Consider the following 21,473-nt stretch of genomic DNA (forward strand, 5'->3'; position numbering starts at 1 on the left):
ATGAAAAAAGTACTTATGATTGCACACCAGTTTCCTCCCATTGGAGGCTCAGGTGTGCAAAGAACTGTAAAATTTGTTAAATACTTGAGAAATTTTGATTATGAGCCTGTCATACTAACCAGAGATGCCTCAAAAGCGGCTCTGAAGGATGAAACGCTTCTAAAGGATATTCCTCAGGGCATGCAGGTTATCAGAACAAACGCTTGTGATTTTGCAGCTCTTCCGGGATTACTAAAATACTTCGGTAAGGTTATAAACAAGTTTCTGATACCCGATTCTGAGAGAGTGTGGCAGCATTTTGCACGCAAGCAGGCTTTTGCTGCAATAAAAGACAATAAAATAGATGTGATTTATACCACGTCAGCCCCCTACAGTGACCATCTTCTGGGGGTATACCTGAAAAAGCATTATCCCCATATTCCTCTGGTATGCGATTTCAGGGATGAGTGGACTAATAACCCTTACCATGTCAGAAAAGGGTTAAGAGCAAAAATTGAACGTAATCAGGAAAAAATGGTTCTCAAATATGCTGACTGTCTTATCACCAATACTCCGGTTATGCTTTCAAACTTTTTGAGGGACAACCCCGAAACCAAAGGTAAATTTTTTGTTATACCGAACGGCTATGACGATGAGGATTTTGTGGGTATGGAGGATATTGTACCTTCAAATGACAAGTTTACACTGACCTATACCGGGCTTTTATATGGCAAAAGAAAACCCGACAATTTCTTTGGAGCTCTCAAAAGAGCTATTGACGAAGGAAATGTGGACAAGTCCAAAATAAATGTCAAGCTTATAGGAAATTATAAGGTTGAGCAACTTCAAGCAGTTATTGACAACTACAATTTAAACGGAGTTGTTTCACTTATGCCTTATATGAAGCACAAGGAATGTCTTGCAGAACTAATTAAATCTGACGCCCTTCTGCTTATAGAGCCATCCGGCCCCGGTGCTGAAGCTTTTTATACCGGCAAGGTTTTTGAGTATATGAATACAAAACGGCCCATACTTGCGTCTATACCTGAGCATGGTGCTGCGGCACAGCTTATAACAGATACAAAAACCGGTCTGGTTTCAGACTTTAATGATATTGAAACTACCAAAAAGAACCTTATTGAACTATATAATTGCTGGACTGACGGTACAAACCCGGTAAATCCTGTAGTCGACGAGGTTAAAAAGTTTGAAAGAAAAGAGCTTACAAAAGCACTGGCAGAAGTATTAAATAATTCATTTAAAAAGTAACTTGGAGGATTCTAACATGAAACTAATTGATGAAAAAGGCAGATTATTCGGAAAGGTTAACATTATAGATCTGGTAGTGGTTTTACTGGTTCTGTTATTGGTAGCAGCAGTCGGCTACAAGGTTTTAAGTCCAAAAATAGCTTCATCTCCTACAGCAAAGGGCGAAGTAACAGCTGTTATAAAGTGTACTTTCAGAACTGATACAGTTATCAGTCAGGTTAAGGCAGGACAACAGCTTGTTTTTGGCACTGACTATGTTCCAGATGCAACTATTTCAGAGGTTAATGCCGTAGTCTCCGATTATACAACAACAGATGCACAGGGTAGGGTTCATATGGAGAAGCATCCTACATTAAAGGATTTATATATAACAATTAAAGCCAAAGTTAATACAAATGCCGCAATATTGAAGGTTGGTACACAGGATCTTTGTCTTGGTAAAAAATTTACAGTTAAAACTCAAACTATTGAAATGGACGGCAACGTTGAGAAGATCACTATCACGAAATAATGGAGTTAACTTAATTTGAACAGGTGGTGATATTTATGGAACAACTTACCGGTACAAGTATTATTTTTAGAACAATCAATGGCTTAACCCGCTGGATTAAAGCTTCAGTTTTTTTTGGCGTAATGTGTGTAATACTGGACTGGTGCAGAAACAGCCAGATAAACCGCTTTATTTTGTGGTATCTGGGGAAAGATTCTTCTTTGAAGTATTCTGCAACCTACAGGGTTTTTTCACGGGTTTTCAGACTATTTGACAGGCTATGGGACAAACTGTATGACTTTGTTGGAAATTGCGGAAGTTCCAGTGCTTTTATTTCTTTTATAAGAAATGCTTTTTCAGGTTCCGGCAGTTTTGCCTCCTTCTCCCTTGTAATAATGTTTTTCAGTATAGGATTTGGAGTTACAACCTTGGCTTTAGGAACATTTAACACGATTAAGGCTGCCTTAATTATTTTGGGAATAGCCGTGTCCCTGTTGCTTTTACCCGGCAGGAGAAAATGGAAGGCCTGCCTTGAAAACAGCATGTTCTGGCACTTTGTGCAATACATTTTTGATTAAAAGTCAGTAAGGATAAACAAATACTATGAATAAAAAAACTGCTGTAATATTATTGATATTGGGATTTCTGGCAGGGGTGTGCGGAGCTTTTGCACATACCTTTTTGCTGGTTGCATTTATTGCGGGCGTTATATTTACTGCCGCAATGATGCTTGATTATTCAAAATTCCTATATGTTATGGGTTTTTATGTGTTAATCGATTACGTGTTAAGGTATGTAATATCAAGCGCTTTGCTTGCAAGCTACTGGGATGAACTGCTATTTATATTTGCACTGTGTCTGTGGCTTTACAAATGGGTAGTTTATCGTAAACAGGATGGCTATGTTGCAACACCTTTAGACATACCTCTTGTATTTTTTGTGGTAATCTCCATATGCTTAGTTCTGGTTAATTCACCTATTATGAAAATCGGAGTTGACGGTTTCAGGCAGGTTGTACAGCAAATGCTGTGGTATTTCGTTATTGCACAGCTTGTAACCTCCAGTAAGAACATCAGATGGTTTCTGTATATTATGGTATTTATAGGCGGACTTCTGGGCCTCCATGGTATTTACCAATATGTAACACATGCAGAAATGCCCTCCTACTGGGTTGACAGGCTTGAATCAGGGATAACAACGAGAGTTTTCTCAATAATAGGAAGCCCTAATATTCTTGGAAGCCTTATGGTATTGCTGATACCCGTTTCAATTTCCTTTGTTTTCAGTGAAAGAAAGATTTTCAAGAAAATTATATTTACCGGAATAACCCTTGCAATGTCAGCAACTCTGATATTCACCTCTTCAAGGTCTGCATGGATTGGCTTTGTGGTGGCTATGGGCGTGTATTTCTGGCTTAAAGATAAGAGACTCATTTTATTGCTGGTTCTGTTGGTTGCAGCCGCATATTTTGCAGTACCTACCATTGCACACAGGGTAAACTATCTGCTCAGCCCCCAGTACATGGTAAGCAGTGCAGCCGGGGGAAGAATTGCACGATGGTCCATAGGTATTGCGGCACTTAAGCAACATCCTTGGTTCGGCCTTGGTCTTGGACAGTTCGGCGGTGCAGTTGCTCAGAACTATAAGATACCGGGTGCCTTCTACGTTGACAGCTATTTCTTAAAGATTGCTGTTGAAATGGGGCTTGTAGGCTTTACCTCCTTCTGTATTCTAATATATAACGCTCTGGCATGGGGTATTCGTGCGGTAAAGAGAACAGCAGACCGCCAAAGCCTCAGCATGGCGCAGGGTGTTTTTGCAGGAATGGCGGGCGTTGTGGTTCCTAACTTCGTTGAAAATGTATTTGAGGTTCCAATGATGACAGCTTATTTCTGGATGTTTGCAGCAGTTCTTATAGCCCTTGGCTTCACCATTCCCAATCAGGGAATGAAGCGCCTGAACGTGGGAAGTATAAGATAGCTGAAGGTGATACTAAAAAAGGGCTTGTGCAAAACTAATTTTTATCTATCTTAACCGGTACTTAGGAGTATAAATTGTATCAATGGAAGCTTGGTTAAAGATATTTGCAGATGTTTCTCGGCGAACAAGGATATTTTACCGGAAAACCTATCACGAGGTAGGTTTTAGCGAAACCATGAATCATGGACGATGAATGTGAGCGACGGTAAAATATCCTTTGATGAGCCGCTAGAAACTTTTGCAAATATCTTGGAAGCAACCATTGATACAATTTTATACGGGTAGTACTGATGTTAAAACAGAAGACTTTTTGTTTTGCAACAAGCCCTTTAGCTTTTAGTTAAGGGATTTCATTGACTTTTCTTCTTGCCTGAAGGAAATATCCTTTCTACGATATATTCCCAGCAGCATTCCTATTAGTGCCATATTCATCACACAACTCTGCCCTCCATAGGATATAAAAGGGAGAGAGATTCCGGTCATCGGAAATAAGTTCAGATTAGCAAGTATATGGATTATTACTTGTATTGAAAATACACAGCATATACCCACTCCCAGCAACCTACCGTACTCATTTCTTACCCTGTTTGATGCCATAAATAATCTGACAATTATTAATCCCAATAGCCCCAATAAGACTGCTCCAAAGAGCCAACCAAATCGTCCTACCACAAAAGTAAATACACAATCCGTTTCTGAACAAGGCAGTATCAATTGTTTTGTGTCGCTGATCATAAGCTCTTTGCTCATTCCGATAAATGGTGAACTGCTTTGTATTTTATGCATCATGACATTCATCCATCCACTGCCCAGAGGATCTCTCCAAGGTTCAGCAAATATTATAAGCCTTTTAAATCTGTAGGGTTCACATGTAATAAAGTAAAGTAAGTTTATTAGTATAAACCCCAAAAGTCCTCCATAAAGAATAAAAAGAGTCTTTTTTCTGTTTCCTTTGAAGCTTTTACTAAAAATTCCACAGGTGACCATTATAGCAAAACCTGCCCCCAGAATACATGCAAACATCAGCGAAGGCTCCATAAATATTATTATCAAAGGCAGCAGTGAATTTACAACCAACTTAAATAAATTACTCGGTGTTCCGTCGCACCACCTTCTTATGAGACCAGAGTAGCTTATTAAAAGAAAAGGGATGGCAGCAAAGGACGGTGTTACACTAAATTTCCCCACTACTATAATTGTCCTGCCATATGTGTCAGTCCCAAATATAATCACAGATAAGAGTAAAATGCACACCGAATAGTACACTGGCAGAGAATATTTTTCAAATCGCACGAAATCAACGAAATAAAGGGTTACAGCGAGAATAATTCCTGTTGCTACAAAGAGTATTTGTCTTTCAAAATTAAATGAGAGTGTAGTAATTTGCGAATACTGAAACATTACGTAGAGTCCAAATAATACTATAGCCCCCAAAAGTATAACAATTGACCATTCTGTTTTTGGTTTGTGAGTATTATGAAGTTGTTTCCCTATTGCTATTGGGTCTCCCATTTTAAGTATAGCTTTTTTAACGGCTTCATCTTCTGACATTCCGTCTGAGATATGTAATTGAGTCAACTCCTCAATATGGCTTTGCAGTTCCTCCTGTATTATCCTGTGGGCCTTTTTGTACTTGACCTGTCCCAGAACTATATCAATAAAATCAATGGCACATTGGTTCAACTTCTCCACCTCCCAATACTTTTTTTACGGCATCAGTATATTTCCCCCACTCTTTTTGTTTCTCCTCCAAAAGCTTTCTTCCTTTGGCAGTAATCCTGTAGTACTTCCTCTTTCGGGCAGAATCGGTCTCTTCCCAGTAGGCCTCAATCATTCCGTCACTTTCCAAGGAGTGAAGAATGGGATACAGAGTTCCTTCTTTTAGTGTAAAAGTATTGTCCGACCTGCGTTCCAGCTCTCTGGTCATCTGGTATCCGTACATATCCCCACTCTCCAGAAGTTTAAGGACAAGCATGGTTGTACTTCCCTTTAATAATTCTTTGTCAATCTTCATACATATACCTCCGAATCATATGCATAGTATATCTATGTATTAGTTTACAATTGATTCCCATCTGTGTCAAGGAAAGTGTTTATAGCCCTCAAAAAAGGCAACGGCTGATGAAGTAATTCAGCCGCTGCCTTTTTTTATATCTTATATCTCATATCTCTTTCCTGCTTCAAGAAATCCTGTTCCAAAGACTATCAAAAGTGGTATAACCGGCATATGGTATCTGGATTGAACCTCCAGAAACGTGTATGAAAGCAGGAGTCCTCCAAATATCATTAATATTATCAGAGAATCATACCGCTTCTCTTTTAGAGTGTAAAAACAAGTGCACACAGCCATAAGAATAATCAGAATGTAAAATAACTGAGATACCCCATAAAATATCCTTGGATGAGACTTTACCGCATTTTCAGCTTTTGAGTCCTGTGAGGATATTGTGCTCCAGTAGTACCCGTAATTTTCATCTCCCCATTGTATCTTATACTTTCTAAGTGCAAGCTTTGCAAAACCCACAGGGTCGTTTTTTATTCTGCTAAAGGCTATGTCTTTGGCTTCTTTCTGAACTTTCTCAAAATCAAAGTTATTCTTTTTGATTAATGAAAAATCTTCATTGTTAAACATTCCATCAGCTTTGCTGTTTGTACCAATCATCAGATTAAAGCCTGAATCAGATTTTGTAATATCAACGCCTGTTGCTTTCTGTATTGGCAGATTTACAAGGTTAACAACTGCAAAATATACCGCTATAAAAAGCACTATTGATTTAATACCTAATGCAAAACTGGTAAAGTTATCAGCTCTGTATCTCTTGTACAGCAGTATGAAAACTGCAAATACGGGCAGCATAATCATTGCCATAGGTCTGATTAACTGAGCTAGAGCCGTAATAAAGCCTGCGGCCAACAGCATCATGTTTCCATTCCAAAAGTCATGATTTTTGTAGGTGTATTTCTTAACAAAATAAAGTGTCAGCAATACCGCTCCTGTAAACAGCACCAGAAACACATGTTCTGAGGCAATAGCAGAAGTATACATAATTTGTGCAGGCCACAAGGCACACAATAGTGAAGCCACTCTTCCCGCCTTTTCACCGTAAAGCATTTTGCCCCCGGCATAGATAATTAGTACCAGAGCCAAGGAAAGCAGAATATTGAAGATTTTTATTGTCCATAGACCTGAACCGAAAATTGAGAAAAGTCCCGCCAATATCATTCCAAAACCGATTTTGAAAGGAAATACCGCATAAAAATCTGCAAATCCTTTGAAATCTCCCTGACTTGCATTAACACCGTAATTGTATAAATGCAAAAAGTCTGAAAACGGCTGAGTCTGAATATACCAATTCCATACTAAACGGGGAATTACAGCAACCAAAATCAGCAGTATTATGAAAACTGTCCTATTTATCTTTGTCAGAATATTCAGCCTATATATTGCGAATAAGCCCGCACCTGCACCTATAAAGTAAACAACACCTGCGATAAAAGGCAGTTTCAGCGCCGCCGGCCCTGATTTGAAGGCTGCAATCAAAGCTACTGCAATCAGAAGTGCAATAGCACCAAATACTATAAGATAAAATATAATGTCCTTAATCTTTGTTTTTTTCAAAACATCACTCCTCTTATTTAAATATTCCAAATATTAAAAATATAATTTATTTTAACATAACCCGGCAAATAATACCTTATAATTTGATTTTCATATACTCATATGGTAAGCTAAAACTTATTATTTATTTTTGAGAGGTAAGCTTATGCGTACACAGAATTTATACAAAAACTATGAGCCGGCCGTAACGTGTGAAACCAAGGATTACAAATGCGGGTACTGGTTTATTTTTTGTTCAAATAAACTATTGATTGTAAATAAAGAAAGTGGAGGAAAAATTCCTCTTTTTAGTGAGTTAACGGCACTTAGTCAAGTATTAACTGCTCCCCTGTATCTGGGGAAATTTTACGGTCAGCCTGCATATTGTATGGGGATTGCCGACAATACACAAGCTCCGGAGGGGATGACTTTTGTAGATTTAAGGTCAACCTTCGGAGTACTGGATGAAGACTCCTTTTTACTTGCAAGTAAGGCGGTACAGGTAGTAGCTTGGGAGCAAACCCATCGGTTTTGCGGGAAATGCGGCTCTTTGACACAAGACCTTTCCGGCGAGCGTGCAAAGGTTTGTCCCGAATGTGGTTTTATAAGTTATCCCAGAATATGTCCTGCAGTAATTACCGCCGTTTTTAAGGAAAATAAAATACTGCTGGCTCACGCACGCTCCTTTAAAGGGGATATGCACAGCCTTGTAGCGGGTTTTGTTGAGGCAGGAGAAACACTGGAAGAAGCTGTTGAAAGAGAGATAATGGAGGAAATAGGTCTAAAGGTTAAAAATATAGAGTATTGGGGCAGTCAGCCCTGGCCTTATCCAAACTCACTAATGCTGGGATTCACAGCAGAATATGAAAGCGGAGAAATAAATGTGGATGGAGTTGAAATATCCCATGCCCAGTGGTATGACGTAGAAAACCTTCCTGAACTGCCTCCTAAGGTCAGTATTGCCAGGAAGATAATAGACTGGTACTCAAAAGGGCGCAGATAATACTAAATTCATATATGTTAAAATAGCTGCAACCCTATATATTAAAGGGTCGCAGCCATTTTTGATTTTTTACTGAATCTCTATTCTGTTGTTAACCTTTTTTGTTTCACTTTTTGGAAGAAGGATTGTGAGTATTCCATTTTCATACTTTGCAGAAACATCCTCATTTTTAACGTTTTCAACGTAGAAGCTTCTGCTAAAGGAGCCATATCTTCTTTCTTTTCTTATATAATTGTCTCTCTCTTCCTTTGACTCCTGATTCTGTTCAACTGCGATAGTGAGTGTGTCATCTCTTAAATCAAGCTTGATATCTTCTTTTGCAACTCCCGGAATTTCCGCTTCTACGATAAATTCCTTTTCGTTTTCCTTGATATCTGCTCTTATGGGATTTCCGCCTGTAAAAGCTGGAAAGGAATCATTGAAAAAGCTATTGAACATATTTTCAATATCCAACAGACCTCCTCTCTCCTGCAATTTGTTGTTTCTAAATGGTACTATTCCAAACATACAAACACCTCCAAATTATTTTAATTGATTTATTTTATTTTGATTTTGACTTTCTTTGACCTTGTGATTATATTTTAACCTTTGTTTCTTTATCTATCAATATTGTAATTTGACCTTCTCTGACTTTTGTCTATTATAAAATCAAATTATATTTAAAAATATTCTTAATCCTTATTCTTTCTTAAGATTTCTCCCTTTTTTATTTTTATCCCAAATAGCTGCAATATTTCACGCCAGTCAATTGCTCCGACTAAAGCCATTAGAAACACAGCTATTGCAATATATGCACACACTGCAAATAATGTTTGCCATGCTGCAGAAAGTTTCATAAAATTAAAAAAGCTGTATATATATTTACTGGATAATACAAGAACTACTGTTACTCCTGCGGGCAGCACTACCCATTTTCTCAGGTCAATTACCATTCCAGTATTTTTAGTTATTATTATAAAATTAAGTATACAGAATATGAAATAACTGATGATTATACCAAAGACATATGCAGGGATTCCATAAACAGGTATCAGATAATAAACACACAGGATTCTTATAACTGAGCCAATTATTGAATTTGTAAGCAAAAACCCTTGTTTTCCCAAGCCATTCATGATTCCGGTCAGTATTTGTTGTAAATAAATGAATATACAAGTAAAGGACAATAAAAACATTGTACTTCCAACGTTCTGACCGGGGTATACTAAGTTTGATATTTTGCCGGGATAACAGGCAAACAAAGCCATAAATACAAACCCAACCACCATGGTAATCTGAATTGACTTTGATATTCTGAAATTAACCCTGCTGTAATTCTTTAGTGACATTGACTCAGAGATAGCCGGAACGAGTGTTGTTGCCAGTGATGTTGTTACCAATGCGGGAAAAAATATCAGAGGCATTGCCATACCGGCCAATTTCCCATACTCCTCCATACACTGTATGTAATTCAGCCCTCCTGCAAGAAGTCTTCTTGGAATCAGAATTACTTCTATTGCCTGCATAATTGATATTATGAACCTGTTAAAGGATATTGGCACTGCACAGTTCAGAATAGATTTTACCAGTTCTCTTTTTCTGGTACGGCCTTTATTATTTTTTATCATTGTATGAGGATATTTCTTATGCCGATAATAAAGGGCCAGAACGAATAAATTGGACATTTCCCCCAATGCCATGCCCAAGGTTGCCAAAGCACAAGCGTATTCAAGTCCTGCTTTTAAAAACTGTGAGGCAAATATCAATACTACAGCTATTTTAACAAGCTGTTCAACAATCTGGGATACGGCTGTTGGTGTCACTTCCTGAATTCCATAAAAATAACCCTTGTAGGCTGAAGCTGCTGCTATAAAAGGTATACACGGCAGTAATATCCATACGGAAAAATATGTGCGACTGTCTTTTAATAAAATGCTTACTATAAAATCAATATTAAAGTATAGTACTATTGATACAAAAATACTTGTAACAAAAACCGCAAGCAAGCCTACCTTGGATATACGTTTTATGTTAACAGCATTTCCTTTTGCAAGTTCCTCGGCAACCATCTTTGAAACTGCAATTGAAACACCTGAAGTCAATGTCAGTATTATCAAAGTGTAAAGTGGTACAATTAGTTGGTAAACGCCCATTCCTTCAGCACCGATGAGGTTTGAGAGATATATTCTGTAAACAAAACCGATTACTCTTGTTACCAAGCCTGCAGCCATCAAGATTAATGCACCTGTTATAAACGTTTTTTTGGTCATGTGTACCCCACTATTTTTATTCTTAAACTATAATATTGAATTTGTTAACCTTTTATGACTCTAGGTTTCCGGCTGCATGGCATTTATTTCAGGTTGATACTAATGGATATGTCCTTTATAATAACCTCATCAGCTGCTAACACATTAGCTATCGGGTGCAAGCAGTCTACAGCTTATATAGGCAGACAGGCCTTTGGCCTTAAACTTAATCCAGAGAACAATTTGTTCGTCAATATACAGATCAAGTTTTTTGAACATTTATTTAATTTAATACAGTCATTTAGATATATAGAGAGACGATGACAGGGATAAAAATAACCCCGGGTTTCATTTGCCTTATTTTTTTATGCTTTGGAACAGGGGTAAATGGAGGTCAATATGATTAATTTTAATAAGAGGTTTGTGTCAGGCGTTATAGCTTTTTCTATATGTGCAGTTTCAGCTGTACCTATTTACAATCTGGCAGCAGTTAAAAGCGAGAAAATTACTTTTCCGGAAACAGAGTTCTACATGTCCGGTACAGAAAATGCAGTAAAATCAGAACGTCACATATTATATAGTAATTTAAACTACTCTACACAAGCAGAACCTAGTACAGAGCAGATACAAGGGGTAACTAAAACTGCCCCGGCAAAAGAAACTGCAAGTGCTGTGAAAAAGACAACTTCAAGTAATACCGAAACCGCAACCACAACTAAAAAAACAACTGCAGTAAAAAAAGCTGCTTCACCGGTCAAAAGAAAAACCACCGCAAAGCCGGCCACAAGCAGAGGCTACGCAAGTACAGCTCCCGTAACAACTTCAAAGGCAGCTGCGATAATATCTACTGCAAAGAATTATATCGGTGTTCCATATGTATGGGGTGGTACAACTCCAAGTGGGTTTGACTGTTCCGGTTATACTAAATACGTTTTTGCAAAACACGGAATTAGTCTTCCCAGAACCGCCGCTGAGCAATACAATGTTGGTTCATATGTTTCAAAGGCAAACCTTAAAGTGGGAGATTTAGTTTTCTTTACAACCTATAAGGCAGGGCCTTCTCATTTGGGTATTTATCTGGGTAACGGAAGTTTTATTCATTCAAGTTCTTCAAAGGGAGTTATTATCTCCAGCCTTAGCAACAGCTATTTTGCAGAGAGATATATAGGAGCAAGAAGGGTAATAGGATAACTGAATTCTTAAGTACACAAAATTTACAAAAAAGGTTGCAGATAACTGCAGCTTTTTTTGTTGTTCTTATGGTAAAATGATATTATCTCGCTTTTTTAACGGAGGATTGCATATGAGAATGGATAAACTGATTGAAAAGATAAGCCATAAACTTAGTCATAAAAATCTCATAACTATGATAGTTATCCTTTCAGTATTCATTATTGCATTGTTAGGAGCTATTTTTAGAAATGATATTATGCGTCCTCTCAGCAATCTCACATCCCCCGGTGAAGATTCCAATACCGCTTCCAGACCTCCTTTGGTGGTAATAGACCCCGGACACGGAGGAAGCGAACCCGGTGCAGGCAACGGTAAAATCAACGAAAAAGAGATTACTCTTCCTATTTCTTTGGAAGTAGAAAAAATTCTAAATGAGAAACAGATAGATAATATTCTCACCAGAAGAGATGATACTGCCGTAAGTCTGGAAGACAGAACAAAGCTTGCCAATGAGAAAAAAGGTACACTTTTTATAAGCATACATAATAATTCTTTTACCGACCCTTCTGCTCACGGGATACTTACGACATATAACCCCAATTCACCCACAGGTGAGAGCAATGCCAAAATTATGCAGTCTAAACTTAAAACCCTTGGCATGTTTAACAGAAAAATTGTTCCTCGCCCAAATTTGTATGTTCTGCGTCGGACAGAAATGCCCTCGCTGCTTCTGGAAATAGGTTTTATTTCTAATAAGAATGATTTACAGCTCTTAACCTCTTCTGATTTCCAGAAAAAATGTGCCGTTCAAATTGTAAAAGGTATAGAAGAAATTCTGGAGACAAATACTACTGCCTCATCAAAAAGCTCTTCAAAAGACTGATAATTTCTTCTTTATCCGTCATTTGAAATATCTTTTGTTTTGTATATGCAGCATCCCTCATGCCTTTTATATACCAGGCTATATGAGAACGCATTTCCAATATTCCGGTTCTTTCACCTTTTAAGTCAATGAGCATATTCATATGTCTTATAATTGTATCGATTTTTTCTTCAGGTGATGGGTCAGGAACTATTGTTCCGTCTTCAAGAAACCTGACTATTTTTTTAAATATCCATGGATTTCCTTGTGCGCCTCTTCCGACCATTATTGCATCACACTTTGTTTCTTCCAGAAGCTTCCGAGCTTCTTTAGGGCCGGTTACATCACCGTTTCCTATTACAGGTATTGAAACTGCCTCTTTTACCCTTCTTATAATGTCCCAGTCAGCTTTCCCACTGTAGTACTGCTCTCTGGTTCTTCCGTGAACGGCAACGGCACTTGCTCCGTTTTCTTCGGCAATGCGTGCTATTTCAACGGCATTAATAAGGCTTTCATCCCAACCCTTTCTTATCTTTACGGTTACGGGTTTTTGTGAAGCAGCTGCAACCGCTCTTATTATTTCGGCAATCAGTTGGGGATTTTTCATCAAGGCACTGCCCTCGCCGTTTTTAGTTATTTTAGGAGCAGGACAGCCCATATTTATATCAATTATCGCTGCATCTGAAGCGTTCAGCTTTTCTGTAACCTCTGCCATGATTGTTGGGTCAGAGCCAAAAATCTGAACAGCTCCCGGCTTTTCTATTTCATGCATCAATGTAAGCTTATTGCTTTTATCATCATCATAGTGCATTCCCTTTGCGCTTACCATCTCGGTATATACAAGGCCACATTCCTGCTCCTTGCAAAGTATACGGAAAGGCATGTCCGTTACTCCGGCCATGGGAGCTAAAAATATATTGTTTTTTAATTCAACATTTCCTATTTTCAAAAGTAGTACCCTCATTTATTATATGAATATTATTTGTTGCAATCGCAATGCTATTATAGCAATTTATGTGTTTGGGGTCAAAAGGATGATATTTAGAGCGATAGCCATACTATTTCTTGCATTTTATTAATAAAAACTTCATTGGAGGTTTATTTTCATTATCACTGTCTATTTCGTCAATCTCGGAGAATTCTACAAGTCCATATTGTTGAAAATCCTTTTTTATTGACTCAGCATCATAAAAAAAGATTTTTACTCCTTCCATTGTTTCATAATAGCTCTCATTGATTTTTCTGCCTTTCCCAAACATAGGAGCTTTTTTTGAAATAGTTGTAAATACCATGTATCCACCCGGCTTCAATTGCTTGTAACAATCACTGATAAATTTTCCCCTCTCACTTTCATTTAATAAATGAATAAGTGCATAGCTAAATATCCCTTCATAAAGCTTGTCCTCAAAAGGCATATCTTCAACTGAACCATGATAAATATCAATATTAATCCCATTTTGCCTTGCCAAATCAATAGCTGTTTTAGATATTTCGATTCCTGTAACATTTATGTTATTATCAATAAATATCTTTGCATTTCTTCCATAACCGATACCCGGTATTAAAATGTCTTTTATGTTATTTGTAATAAACAAATCTTTTGCAATAATTGCTGATTCTGATGGCTTAAACCCCCACATTGTTTGTTTTTCTACGAAATTTTTCTCCCAAAATTCTGTCATATTTAAGTCTCCATATCCTTTTATTTGCCTTAATGATATTTATATTATAGACTGAAATTGTATTAAAAATAAAGGACTCTAAGATTATTAGGTTTTGATATGTCTGTGAAACAAAGGATTTTGATAATTATCTTGTAGTTTTTGTTTAGTTATTCCTTATTTGAGATGTAATATCATTGTTTTTATTATCGAAGACTTTATATGTATCTGTTTTAGGGTCTTCACCAAGTGATGCCCATGAAAATACCGGACAATAAGAGATAAAGTAAAGTTCTTTGGGGATAGTTACTGTATACTCATCAACACCAACTTTTGCTTTAATATAATCAATTTTTAAATCAGCATTTTTACCAATCACAAATAAATATTTACTTTTATTTGTTTTAATAATTTCACATTTTAGCATATTAATATCCGCAGTTACAGAAACTATTTTATACTTTGAATTGAGTCCTCTTTTTAGTTCCGCATAAGCTAATTTTTCATCAATGTAAAATAAAACATATTTTCTGTTATCAATATTACTCTGAGATTGTATCTTAACGCTTTGTCCAATATGAATATATTTACTTGTCTTTAAAAAATCAATTAATCCTTTTGTAATATTATTATTTGAGACACCAACAGAATATGTAAACTGGTAACTAACCACTAAGGAAATTAAAACTATAGGTACAAGACCAATTAATAGTATTCTATTTTTCTTCATATTGTCCCCCATGCACATTTGATAAGAGCATATAAAGTAATCTTTATATCTATTTTAACACATCAAAATAATAAAAAGTGCCATAACCCTTATGATTACTGACACTTTCTACTTATACTAAAAATTTTGGCGTCCCGGACAGGAATCGAACCCGCATCAGTGGAACCGGAATCCACCGCTTTATCCAAATCCTCGAAAGCCTTATTATAAGCGAATTTGCCAGTTTTACAATCGTATAGTACAGTGGACTAACCAGTCTTAAGAATTGATTTTTTTTAATAATACCACTGTAATATACTATGCTATTTAGTACTGTATTTCCAGGCTTATCCTCATAAAAAAGCGAAAAAATTAAGTCGGAGTAATATAAAAATACCCCACACTTAAATCTTCTGTCAGTAAAATATGAAGGTCTACTTATTATTATCTATTATTTTATTCCCAGCGTAATCAACCGTGTTTTTAAATGCTACAATCATTTTTTGTAGAAAACTAGGAACAGGTGCTCCCATAAGTCCTGCATTTTCAATAATACTGCCTAACTCTCCTACGATATACCATACTAACACAACAGGACATAATAAAAATATATATGTAAAAGGTAATGTAACACTTGGTATATTATTGATGACCATGCCAATAACTATATCAACAACAGCAGCAACTAATACTGCTAAAATACTTCCGACCTTGCAAACTAGTCGATAAATTATAATTTGCAACATACAAAAGTACACTATGAGAGCATATAAATGAAAACCACGCTTTGGTAAGAACCCAAATTTGAAGTTTGTGCTACTCTTCAACATTTCTTTCGAGAATTATTATTGTTTGATCTATCGTTGCATTAACTGAACTATATAATCCAGAAACACTGACACTCCTTGAGTTCTTTCCAGATTCATTTGTTGCAATTGATTTTAAATACCATCCATCTTTTGCATAATTATTTAAAGCCTTTTCTATTTGTATTACATTTGATACTCCTGAGTCCATTATTAAGAAATTCTAGGATTTTGTAATCTTTTTATCTTTGCAATAGTATTATTTAAGTGCCTACATATTTTTATGTCTTCCAGCTGCCTTGAGACGTCGCTGATGATAATAATACGCAGAACTCTGTTTTTTGCGAAAGATGATGGTACTTCTGGCCCTCTCCTCTGATTTATGACAATCATTCTGTGTAGAAACTTCAAATCCTTTAACGATAAAATAATACATACGGTCACAAAGACTAACAGCTTTTATTCTACTTTTTATAACTTTATCTTTTTATGTTATGTATCATAGAAAATTCTTTAAAAAGAATGTGCCAAGAATAATTTTCTGTAGTATCAAGAATTTATCAAATATAAAACCTACTGTTATATTCTTTGTCTAATAATTTGTATTAGTGACAGTAATTGTATTTAATTGTTAATTTTTCTTTATTTGTGTATTTTTTTAGGTGTTCCCATTTTATTCAATATATGCTAATATTTTTACTATTCGAATGTTATATTACTTATGGTTTTATATATAAAACTACATCTTAAACTATTAAATTACATTTTAAATCTTGATGGAGGTTTTATGAAAATTTCAAAAAGAATAACTTCATGTGTTTTAGTAATAACAATGGTAATGTGTTTATTATTTTGCTCTTATGCTAATACACTCCCATATGACTCATTAACAATGACTCAAGGAGGACACTATTACATATACTCTAACTGTCCTGAATCTGTAAATTCAAGTGTTTTAGGAAATGATAGCGCTAAATATACAATAAATACCACATTGAAAAAAGGAAGTATTTACGATGTAGAATATTATCACATTAATTATACCGGTAGCACTTTACGTGCAGGTGTTATCGTGATAAATAACGGTTCTGCTTCCGCCCAATTCACAGTTAAAAATTTTGGAAAAACAACTAGGGTTCCTAATGGTGACCGAGCAACTCATGCATATATGCAAAATACTTATCAAATTAGTTCAAATAATCAAACCTATGTTTTACAGCCTGGCGCATCCAGAATAATAGATTATGTAGAAACTTCAATTCCTGCTAATAATGTTGGAAATGGCAAAGTGATAGTACAATCCAATAGTGATAGTTTAGGTCTTAAAATATATCTTGCAAATTCTTCAGCCTCTCAGAGCTCCATACAAAGCTGTTCAAGATGTAGTCAAAATAATGATACCACTCACACAACAGGACTATTTGCCAATGATTCAAGAGCAGTAAGTTTTAATGTTGGAAATTCAGCAACCAACTCATTTTATTTAGCTGCATATAATAATTCTACAAATACTAATGAACTTTCAGACTATATTAATCCGTATGGTGACGTCGGAACTATTGGAAGAGGTCCATCACAATTAGCTGGTAATTATGGTGTAAGGTATGATGTTAAATTAACAAATTACGGTACAAAAAATAAAATAAAAATTACATATGATTATGCATCTCATGGTTCTAAAGCCGTGGACTTAGAAGCTATTTCTTTTTATAATGGGTCTAGTTGGGAAAAAATATCTCTTACTAACACCTCAAGTGGATGCTACGTATATAAAAGTATACCTAGCGATGGTACTTTCAAATTCATTTTACCCGGTGGGAATTGCTGTAACATTAATTTCAAAATAGAATAATTTACTCTGTTGTTTTATAAATTGTTTTACATTATGATTGTGCTTTATTGTTTGTAAGTGTCAAATAATAATGTGAATTTAAAAGCCGGAAAGATGATTAAAACTAATCACTTTTCGGCTTTACTAATATACTTCAAAAATGAAAAACAGTAATCAGAAAATTCTGCGAAATTACTCAAATTATTGTACCATTTTAATCTTAAAGTGACTTTGTTCTAAAAGTATTCATGAGGTAATACAATGCCTCCATGTACATTGACAATCAAGAACAAAAAAATTTTATATCAGATACTTTTTTACATAAGGTACTTTTGAAAGTACTAAGTACACAAGAAAACTCAAAATAAGATTTAGTAGCGATAAAATAGGTATAGATATGAAAACACTTGATATTATTTTATCTAAACCAAAGGATCTAAAAGTAATATTGAAAAAGTCATGTATAAGGTAGATGCAAAAACTAGCTTTTGATATATATTTAGTTGCTTTTATAAGCTTACTAGTCTTGTCATTAATTATATATAAACACAGATTCTTTATTAATAAGAATAGTGCTATGGCCATCGCTGCAACATTGGGTGACATTCCTTCTAAGAACAATGAATTTATAGTATGCGAAGACGACTTAATAGTACCAAATACCGTTGATATAAAGCCAATGGTACCAAGTAAATAAATAAAATAGGTTGTTCGTCTTGATAAAGAATATCTATGAAGATAATACCCCATAATAAAATATCCGATTGATGAATAAGCCATATTAATTGCATATTGTAGAACCATTCCTCTTAATAAGTTAAAAGGATAAAACTTTATAGTAAATGGGAATAATAGTCCAAAAAAAATCCACACTAGTAAAGTATATTCAATTAACTGTTTATTGTCATTGTTTGTAACTCCCTTTATTATTGGTACCACAACATATATCAGTGCAATAATATACAAATAATATAAATGGAAATGCGTGTTACAGGTAATTATATGTTTTATTGAGCTCTTAATTATGCTGGTATTTATACTACCAGTACTAACAAACACCTTAAAAATATCAAACACTTCATACATACAACCCCAAAAAATTAGAGCAAGGACAATTCTCAATAAATACTTTGTATAAACCAGTTTTAACGAAATTTCTTTATTGGGATTTAGAAATAATACCCCACTACACATAAAGAAAACCGGTACACTCCACCTTACAATCGAAGCCCAAAATACATAAAAATACCAATTAGTAGAAGCTATTTTTATATTTGCCAACATCCCTGCAGAAATATGTATTACAATAACACCAAATATTGCAAGAGTTTTTAATACATCTACATAAGTAATTCTTTTAACCATTTTTTATCCTTTCTAATTGTACAAGTAGTAATTTAGAAGCCTTAAAAGTGTACTTCTTGTTTTTGAGTACTGCATATTTATCTACAAGATATTGCACCCCATAAGCTAACAATATAAATACGGAAATCAATGCAAAATACCGGTATCTGACTTGAACCTCAATTAACATATGCACAAAAAAGTATCCCATCAAAAGTAATATAACGTATAGTGCGACTGAATTAATATTTTTCTTTTGTCGTATCAAACTTATCGTACCTAATGCCAAGACTAATAACGCAAATAAATAGTATACTTTCTCAGTTTTCAACAGTCTATTTTCAATTATTTTCAAATCCTCTGGCGGTACTAATTGCTTATTCTTGTAAATATAAAATCCCCATCTAAGTGTGTCCATACTTCCCCACATCACTTCCTGCTTTTTAACCATGAATTTTAGCATTCTTTTAGGGCCAATATTTATTCGTTCCTTTATTGTAGCTTTCGCTATTGTATCTCTCATATGCTTATCATCAATATAAAATATGTTACTTTGATCTTCTAAAGAGTATTGACCGGAAGTTTTTTCGTTTAGGCCAACAACAAACTTCCACAATGGAAAATTATTTGATAAGCCATAGGGACTTATATCTTCATGTATAAGGTACGATGAAATACCCCATAAAGCTGTGGAGTAAGTTACCATCATTATTAAGACTAAACCTATTGTTACAACTTTTTTAGTCCTTATCAATTCAATAATACACCAAACTATTGCCGCTGCGATAATAACTGTCCCGAGTGGTCTGACTGCATTGCCTAATGCTGCGATTATTCCACCCAATAAAGCTCTAACCCAAAAATTGAATTTACTTATCATTAAAACATAAATAGTAGCATAAAACATAAATGCAGCAAAATGTTGATTAGTCAAAACTGATGCAAGAAAATATGGAGCTGGATAAAACACATAAAGAAGTGCTACTGAACGAGCAGCATACTCATTTGTTATTTTTCTTGCAATAAGATAAATTAATGTATTCGTTCCAGCCATAAAAGCACAATTACATAACTTTAATGGAAGCAATCCAGTTCCAAATATCTTTATTAATATTGCATAATAAGTAATTGGACCGGTCTGGTAAGCCCAATCACTAAAATATGTCCATTTACTCCAACTTTTATTCCCACTTTGTAAAGCTACAGCACAATCATAAAATGTTTTGAAATCTGATACTGGACGCGTACCAGCAGTTATAGCTATCAATGCTTTAGTACAAAATGCTAATATAAAAATGCATATTAAGAATGCCTTTTTTGATATCCTTAATTTATTTGCAATAAATATACAAGCGACAAAAACAGGTACAACTATAATTATGTATTTAAAAGTCCCCTTGAGATGAAATACATAACCAATATTTAATAATGTTAAAAACATAATGTACGCCGTGAAAATCATAAGAACCAATTTTGTTAACATATCAAGTTTTTGAGGTATTATTTCACTAATCTGTATTTTATCTTTTTGTATACTCATTAGTATTATTTCCTTCATCGAAGTTTATTAGCTCGCCTATAACATATAATGGTCTAGACTTGACTTCTTCATAAATTCTACCAACATACTCACCCATAATACCAATTACAACTAGCATTACACCATTAAAAAAAAGTGATACCACCATTGTTGATGCCCAGCCTTCTACAGTTGAATTAGTAAAAATTTTTTGAAGTAAAATAGCAATCAAATATATAAAACTTAAGGCAGAAACAGTCATTCCTAAAAAAGTTGCTAATTTTAATGGTCTATAAGAAAAAGAGATAATCCCATCAGTCGCAAGCTTAATCATCTTCCTTAATGGGTATTTGGTTTTACCAGCAAATCGTTTTTCCCTCTTATACTCAATGCTAGTTTGATTAAACCCTACCCAGCTTACTAAGCCTCTTACATATCTGGCTCGCTCAGGTAAACTCTTCATAGAATCGCATACTTTTTTATCGATTAATCTAAAATCACCTACATCCACCGGTAACTTAATATCTGTTATATTATCAATTACCCTATAAAAAAGTTTTGCTGTAAGCTTCTTAAATAAAGTTTCACCTTCTCTATGTAGTCTTTTTCCATACACTACTTCATAGCCTTCTTTCCACTTTTCAATCATTTCTGATATAATTTCAGGCGGATCTTGTAAATCAGCATCAATTACCACAACTGCATCACCTTTTGCGTAATCCATTCCTGCTGAAATAGCTATCTGATGTCCAAAATTTCTTGAAAAGTTTATCAATTTTACATCAGTATTTACTATTAGTTCATTAAGTTTTAAATATGTATTATCTGTGCTACCATCATTAATAAATATGTATTCAATATCCATATCCAAATTACTTAATGATGCTTTTAGTCTTCTATAGGTTTCAGTTATCACTTCTTGTTCATTATAAACGGGAACTACTACAGATAATAATTTTCTAGTTTTCATTACGTTTCACCTTAACTTTCTATCTTAGCTTCCAAAATTATACCATAAAAA

The 21,473-nt window shown here is 35.0% G+C and carries 21 protein-coding genes and 1 tRNA gene; 8 read left to right on the forward strand and 14 right to left on the reverse strand.

Annotated elements, in window-relative coordinates; translation table 11 throughout:
• The 4 genes from P0092_RS19870 to P0092_RS19885 are packed head-to-tail and all read left to right on the forward strand — an operon-like array spanning position 1 to position 3,718.
• Positions 1–1,248, forward strand: coding sequence for a glycosyltransferase family 4 protein (locus P0092_RS19870; protein ID WP_004621424.1), 1,248 nt, complete (start codon positions 1–3; stop codon positions 1,246–1,248).
• A 16-nt stretch (positions 1,249–1,264) separates the two neighbouring features.
• On the forward strand, positions 1,265–1,759 hold the full coding sequence (locus tag P0092_RS19875; protein ID WP_004621422.1) for a DUF4330 domain-containing protein: 495 nt from the start codon (positions 1,265–1,267) through the stop codon (positions 1,757–1,759).
• A 35-nt stretch (positions 1,760–1,794) separates the two neighbouring features.
• Positions 1,795–2,316, forward strand: a complete 522-nt coding sequence (locus P0092_RS19880) for a hypothetical protein (protein WP_004621421.1) — start codon at positions 1,795–1,797, stop codon at positions 2,314–2,316.
• Between the two features lie 25 nt (positions 2,317–2,341).
• Positions 2,342–3,718, forward strand: coding sequence for an O-antigen ligase family protein (locus P0092_RS19885; protein WP_004621420.1), 1,377 nt, complete (start codon positions 2,342–2,344; stop codon positions 3,716–3,718).
• A 336-nt stretch (positions 3,719–4,054) separates the two neighbouring features.
• Here P0092_RS19885 and P0092_RS19890 read toward each other — a convergent pair whose 3' ends face one another.
• The 3 genes from P0092_RS19890 to P0092_RS19900 all read right to left on the reverse strand — a co-directional run bounded on the left by P0092_RS19890 (position 4,055) and on the right by P0092_RS19900 (position 7,337).
• Entirely contained in the window at positions 4,055–5,401 is a 1,347-nt protein-coding gene (locus P0092_RS19890) for an FtsW/RodA/SpoVE family cell cycle protein (RefSeq protein WP_004621419.1), read from the reverse strand.
• A complete protein-coding gene (locus P0092_RS19895; RefSeq protein ID WP_004621418.1) occupies positions 5,382–5,732 on the reverse strand; it encodes a PadR family transcriptional regulator in 351 nt (116 codons plus the stop codon). The genes P0092_RS19890 and P0092_RS19895 overlap by 20 nt, the downstream gene beginning before the upstream one ends.
• Positions 5,733–5,873: 141 nt before the next feature.
• The gene (locus P0092_RS19900) at positions 5,874–7,337 is read right to left on the reverse strand and encodes an ArnT family glycosyltransferase (RefSeq protein ID WP_004621417.1); all 1,464 of its coding nucleotides are present in this window, start codon (positions 7,335–7,337) and stop codon (positions 5,874–5,876) included.
• A gap of 145 nt (positions 7,338–7,482) precedes the next feature.
• Here P0092_RS19900 and nudC point away from each other — a divergent pair, with 145 nt between their 5' ends.
• Complete coding sequence (nudC, locus tag P0092_RS19905) at positions 7,483–8,319, forward strand: NAD(+) diphosphatase (protein ID WP_004621416.1); 837 nt, start codon at positions 7,483–7,485, stop codon at positions 8,317–8,319.
• 69 nt (positions 8,320–8,388) lie between these two features.
• Here the strand turns inward: nudC and P0092_RS19910 are convergent, their stop codons facing one another.
• Together P0092_RS19910 and spoVB are read right to left on the reverse strand one after the other, a co-directional pair.
• Entirely contained in the window at positions 8,389–8,826 is a 438-nt protein-coding gene (locus P0092_RS19910) for an Hsp20/alpha crystallin family protein (protein ID WP_004621415.1), read from the reverse strand.
• 164 nt (positions 8,827–8,990) lie between these two features.
• The gene (gene spoVB, locus P0092_RS19915; protein ID WP_004621414.1) at positions 8,991–10,568 is read right to left on the reverse strand and encodes a stage V sporulation protein B; all 1,578 of its coding nucleotides are present in this window, start codon (positions 10,566–10,568) and stop codon (positions 8,991–8,993) included.
• A gap of 378 nt (positions 10,569–10,946) precedes the next feature.
• On the opposite strand from spoVB, the gene P0092_RS19920 reads away from it, so the two are divergent.
• Both P0092_RS19920 and P0092_RS19925 read left to right on the forward strand, forming a co-directional pair.
• Complete coding sequence (locus P0092_RS19920; RefSeq protein ID WP_004621413.1) at positions 10,947–11,738, forward strand: C40 family peptidase; 792 nt, start codon at positions 10,947–10,949, stop codon at positions 11,736–11,738.
• Positions 11,739–11,850: 112 nt separating this feature from the next.
• Positions 11,851–12,603 carry an N-acetylmuramoyl-L-alanine amidase family protein gene (locus tag P0092_RS19925; RefSeq protein ID WP_004621412.1) on the forward strand — a complete coding sequence of 251 codons (753 nt, stop codon included), beginning with the start codon at positions 11,851–11,853 and terminating at the stop codon, positions 12,601–12,603.
• Here P0092_RS19925 and dusB read toward each other — a convergent pair.
• From dusB to P0092_RS19955, 6 genes are all read right to left on the reverse strand, one after another.
• Positions 12,569–13,531 carry a tRNA dihydrouridine synthase DusB gene (gene dusB, locus P0092_RS19930; protein ID WP_004621411.1) on the reverse strand — a complete coding sequence of 321 codons (963 nt, stop codon included), beginning with the start codon at positions 13,529–13,531 and terminating at the stop codon, positions 12,569–12,571. The two genes, P0092_RS19925 and dusB, sit on opposite strands and share 35 nt — an antisense overlap.
• A 109-nt stretch (positions 13,532–13,640) precedes the next feature.
• Positions 13,641–14,264: a class I SAM-dependent methyltransferase gene (locus P0092_RS19935; protein WP_004621410.1), complete on the reverse strand. Its 624-nt coding sequence runs from the start codon at positions 14,262–14,264 to the stop codon at positions 13,641–13,643.
• A gap of 145 nt (positions 14,265–14,409) precedes the next feature.
• The gene (locus P0092_RS19940; protein ID WP_004621409.1) at positions 14,410–14,973 is read right to left on the reverse strand and encodes a hypothetical protein; all 564 of its coding nucleotides are present in this window, start codon (positions 14,971–14,973) and stop codon (positions 14,410–14,412) included.
• A gap of 127 nt (positions 14,974–15,100) precedes the next feature.
• Positions 15,101–15,174: transfer RNA gene (locus P0092_RS19945), tRNA-Arg, on the reverse strand.
• A 212-nt stretch (positions 15,175–15,386) separates the two neighbouring features.
• Positions 15,387–15,698, reverse strand: a complete 312-nt coding sequence (locus tag P0092_RS19950; RefSeq protein WP_242831797.1) for a phage holin family protein — start codon at positions 15,696–15,698, stop codon at positions 15,387–15,389.
• Positions 15,699–15,768: 70 nt separating this feature from the next.
• Positions 15,769–15,969 carry a hypothetical protein gene (locus P0092_RS19955; RefSeq protein WP_004621407.1) on the reverse strand — a complete coding sequence of 67 codons (201 nt, stop codon included), beginning with the start codon at positions 15,967–15,969 and terminating at the stop codon, positions 15,769–15,771.
• Between the two features lie 576 nt (positions 15,970–16,545).
• Here P0092_RS19955 and P0092_RS19960 point away from each other — a divergent pair.
• Positions 16,546–17,610 carry a hypothetical protein gene (locus P0092_RS19960; protein ID WP_004621406.1) on the forward strand — a complete coding sequence of 355 codons (1,065 nt, stop codon included), beginning with the start codon at positions 16,546–16,548 and terminating at the stop codon, positions 17,608–17,610.
• A gap of 279 nt (positions 17,611–17,889) precedes the next feature.
• Here the strand turns inward: P0092_RS19960 and P0092_RS19965 are convergent, their stop codons facing one another.
• Genes P0092_RS19965 through P0092_RS19975 form a run of 3 tightly spaced genes read right to left on the reverse strand, consistent with a single transcriptional unit; the run spans position 17,890 to position 21,422 of the window.
• Positions 17,890–18,954: an acyltransferase gene (locus P0092_RS19965; protein WP_276187005.1), complete on the reverse strand. Its 1,065-nt coding sequence runs from the start codon at positions 18,952–18,954 to the stop codon at positions 17,890–17,892.
• Complete coding sequence (locus tag P0092_RS19970) at positions 18,947–20,473, reverse strand: glycosyltransferase family 39 protein (RefSeq protein ID WP_004621404.1); 1,527 nt, start codon at positions 20,471–20,473, stop codon at positions 18,947–18,949. Before P0092_RS19970 ends, P0092_RS19965 begins: the two co-directional genes overlap by 8 nt.
• Entirely contained in the window at positions 20,454–21,422 is a 969-nt protein-coding gene (locus tag P0092_RS19975; protein WP_276187006.1) for a glycosyltransferase family 2 protein, read from the reverse strand. Before P0092_RS19975 ends, P0092_RS19970 begins: the two co-directional genes overlap by 20 nt.
• Between the last annotated feature and the right edge of the window lie 51 nt (positions 21,423–21,473).

Source organism: Ruminiclostridium papyrosolvens DSM 2782 (assembly GCF_029318685.1).
Classification (GTDB): Bacteria; Bacillota; Clostridia; order Acetivibrionales; family DSM-1351; genus Ruminiclostridium; species Ruminiclostridium papyrosolvens.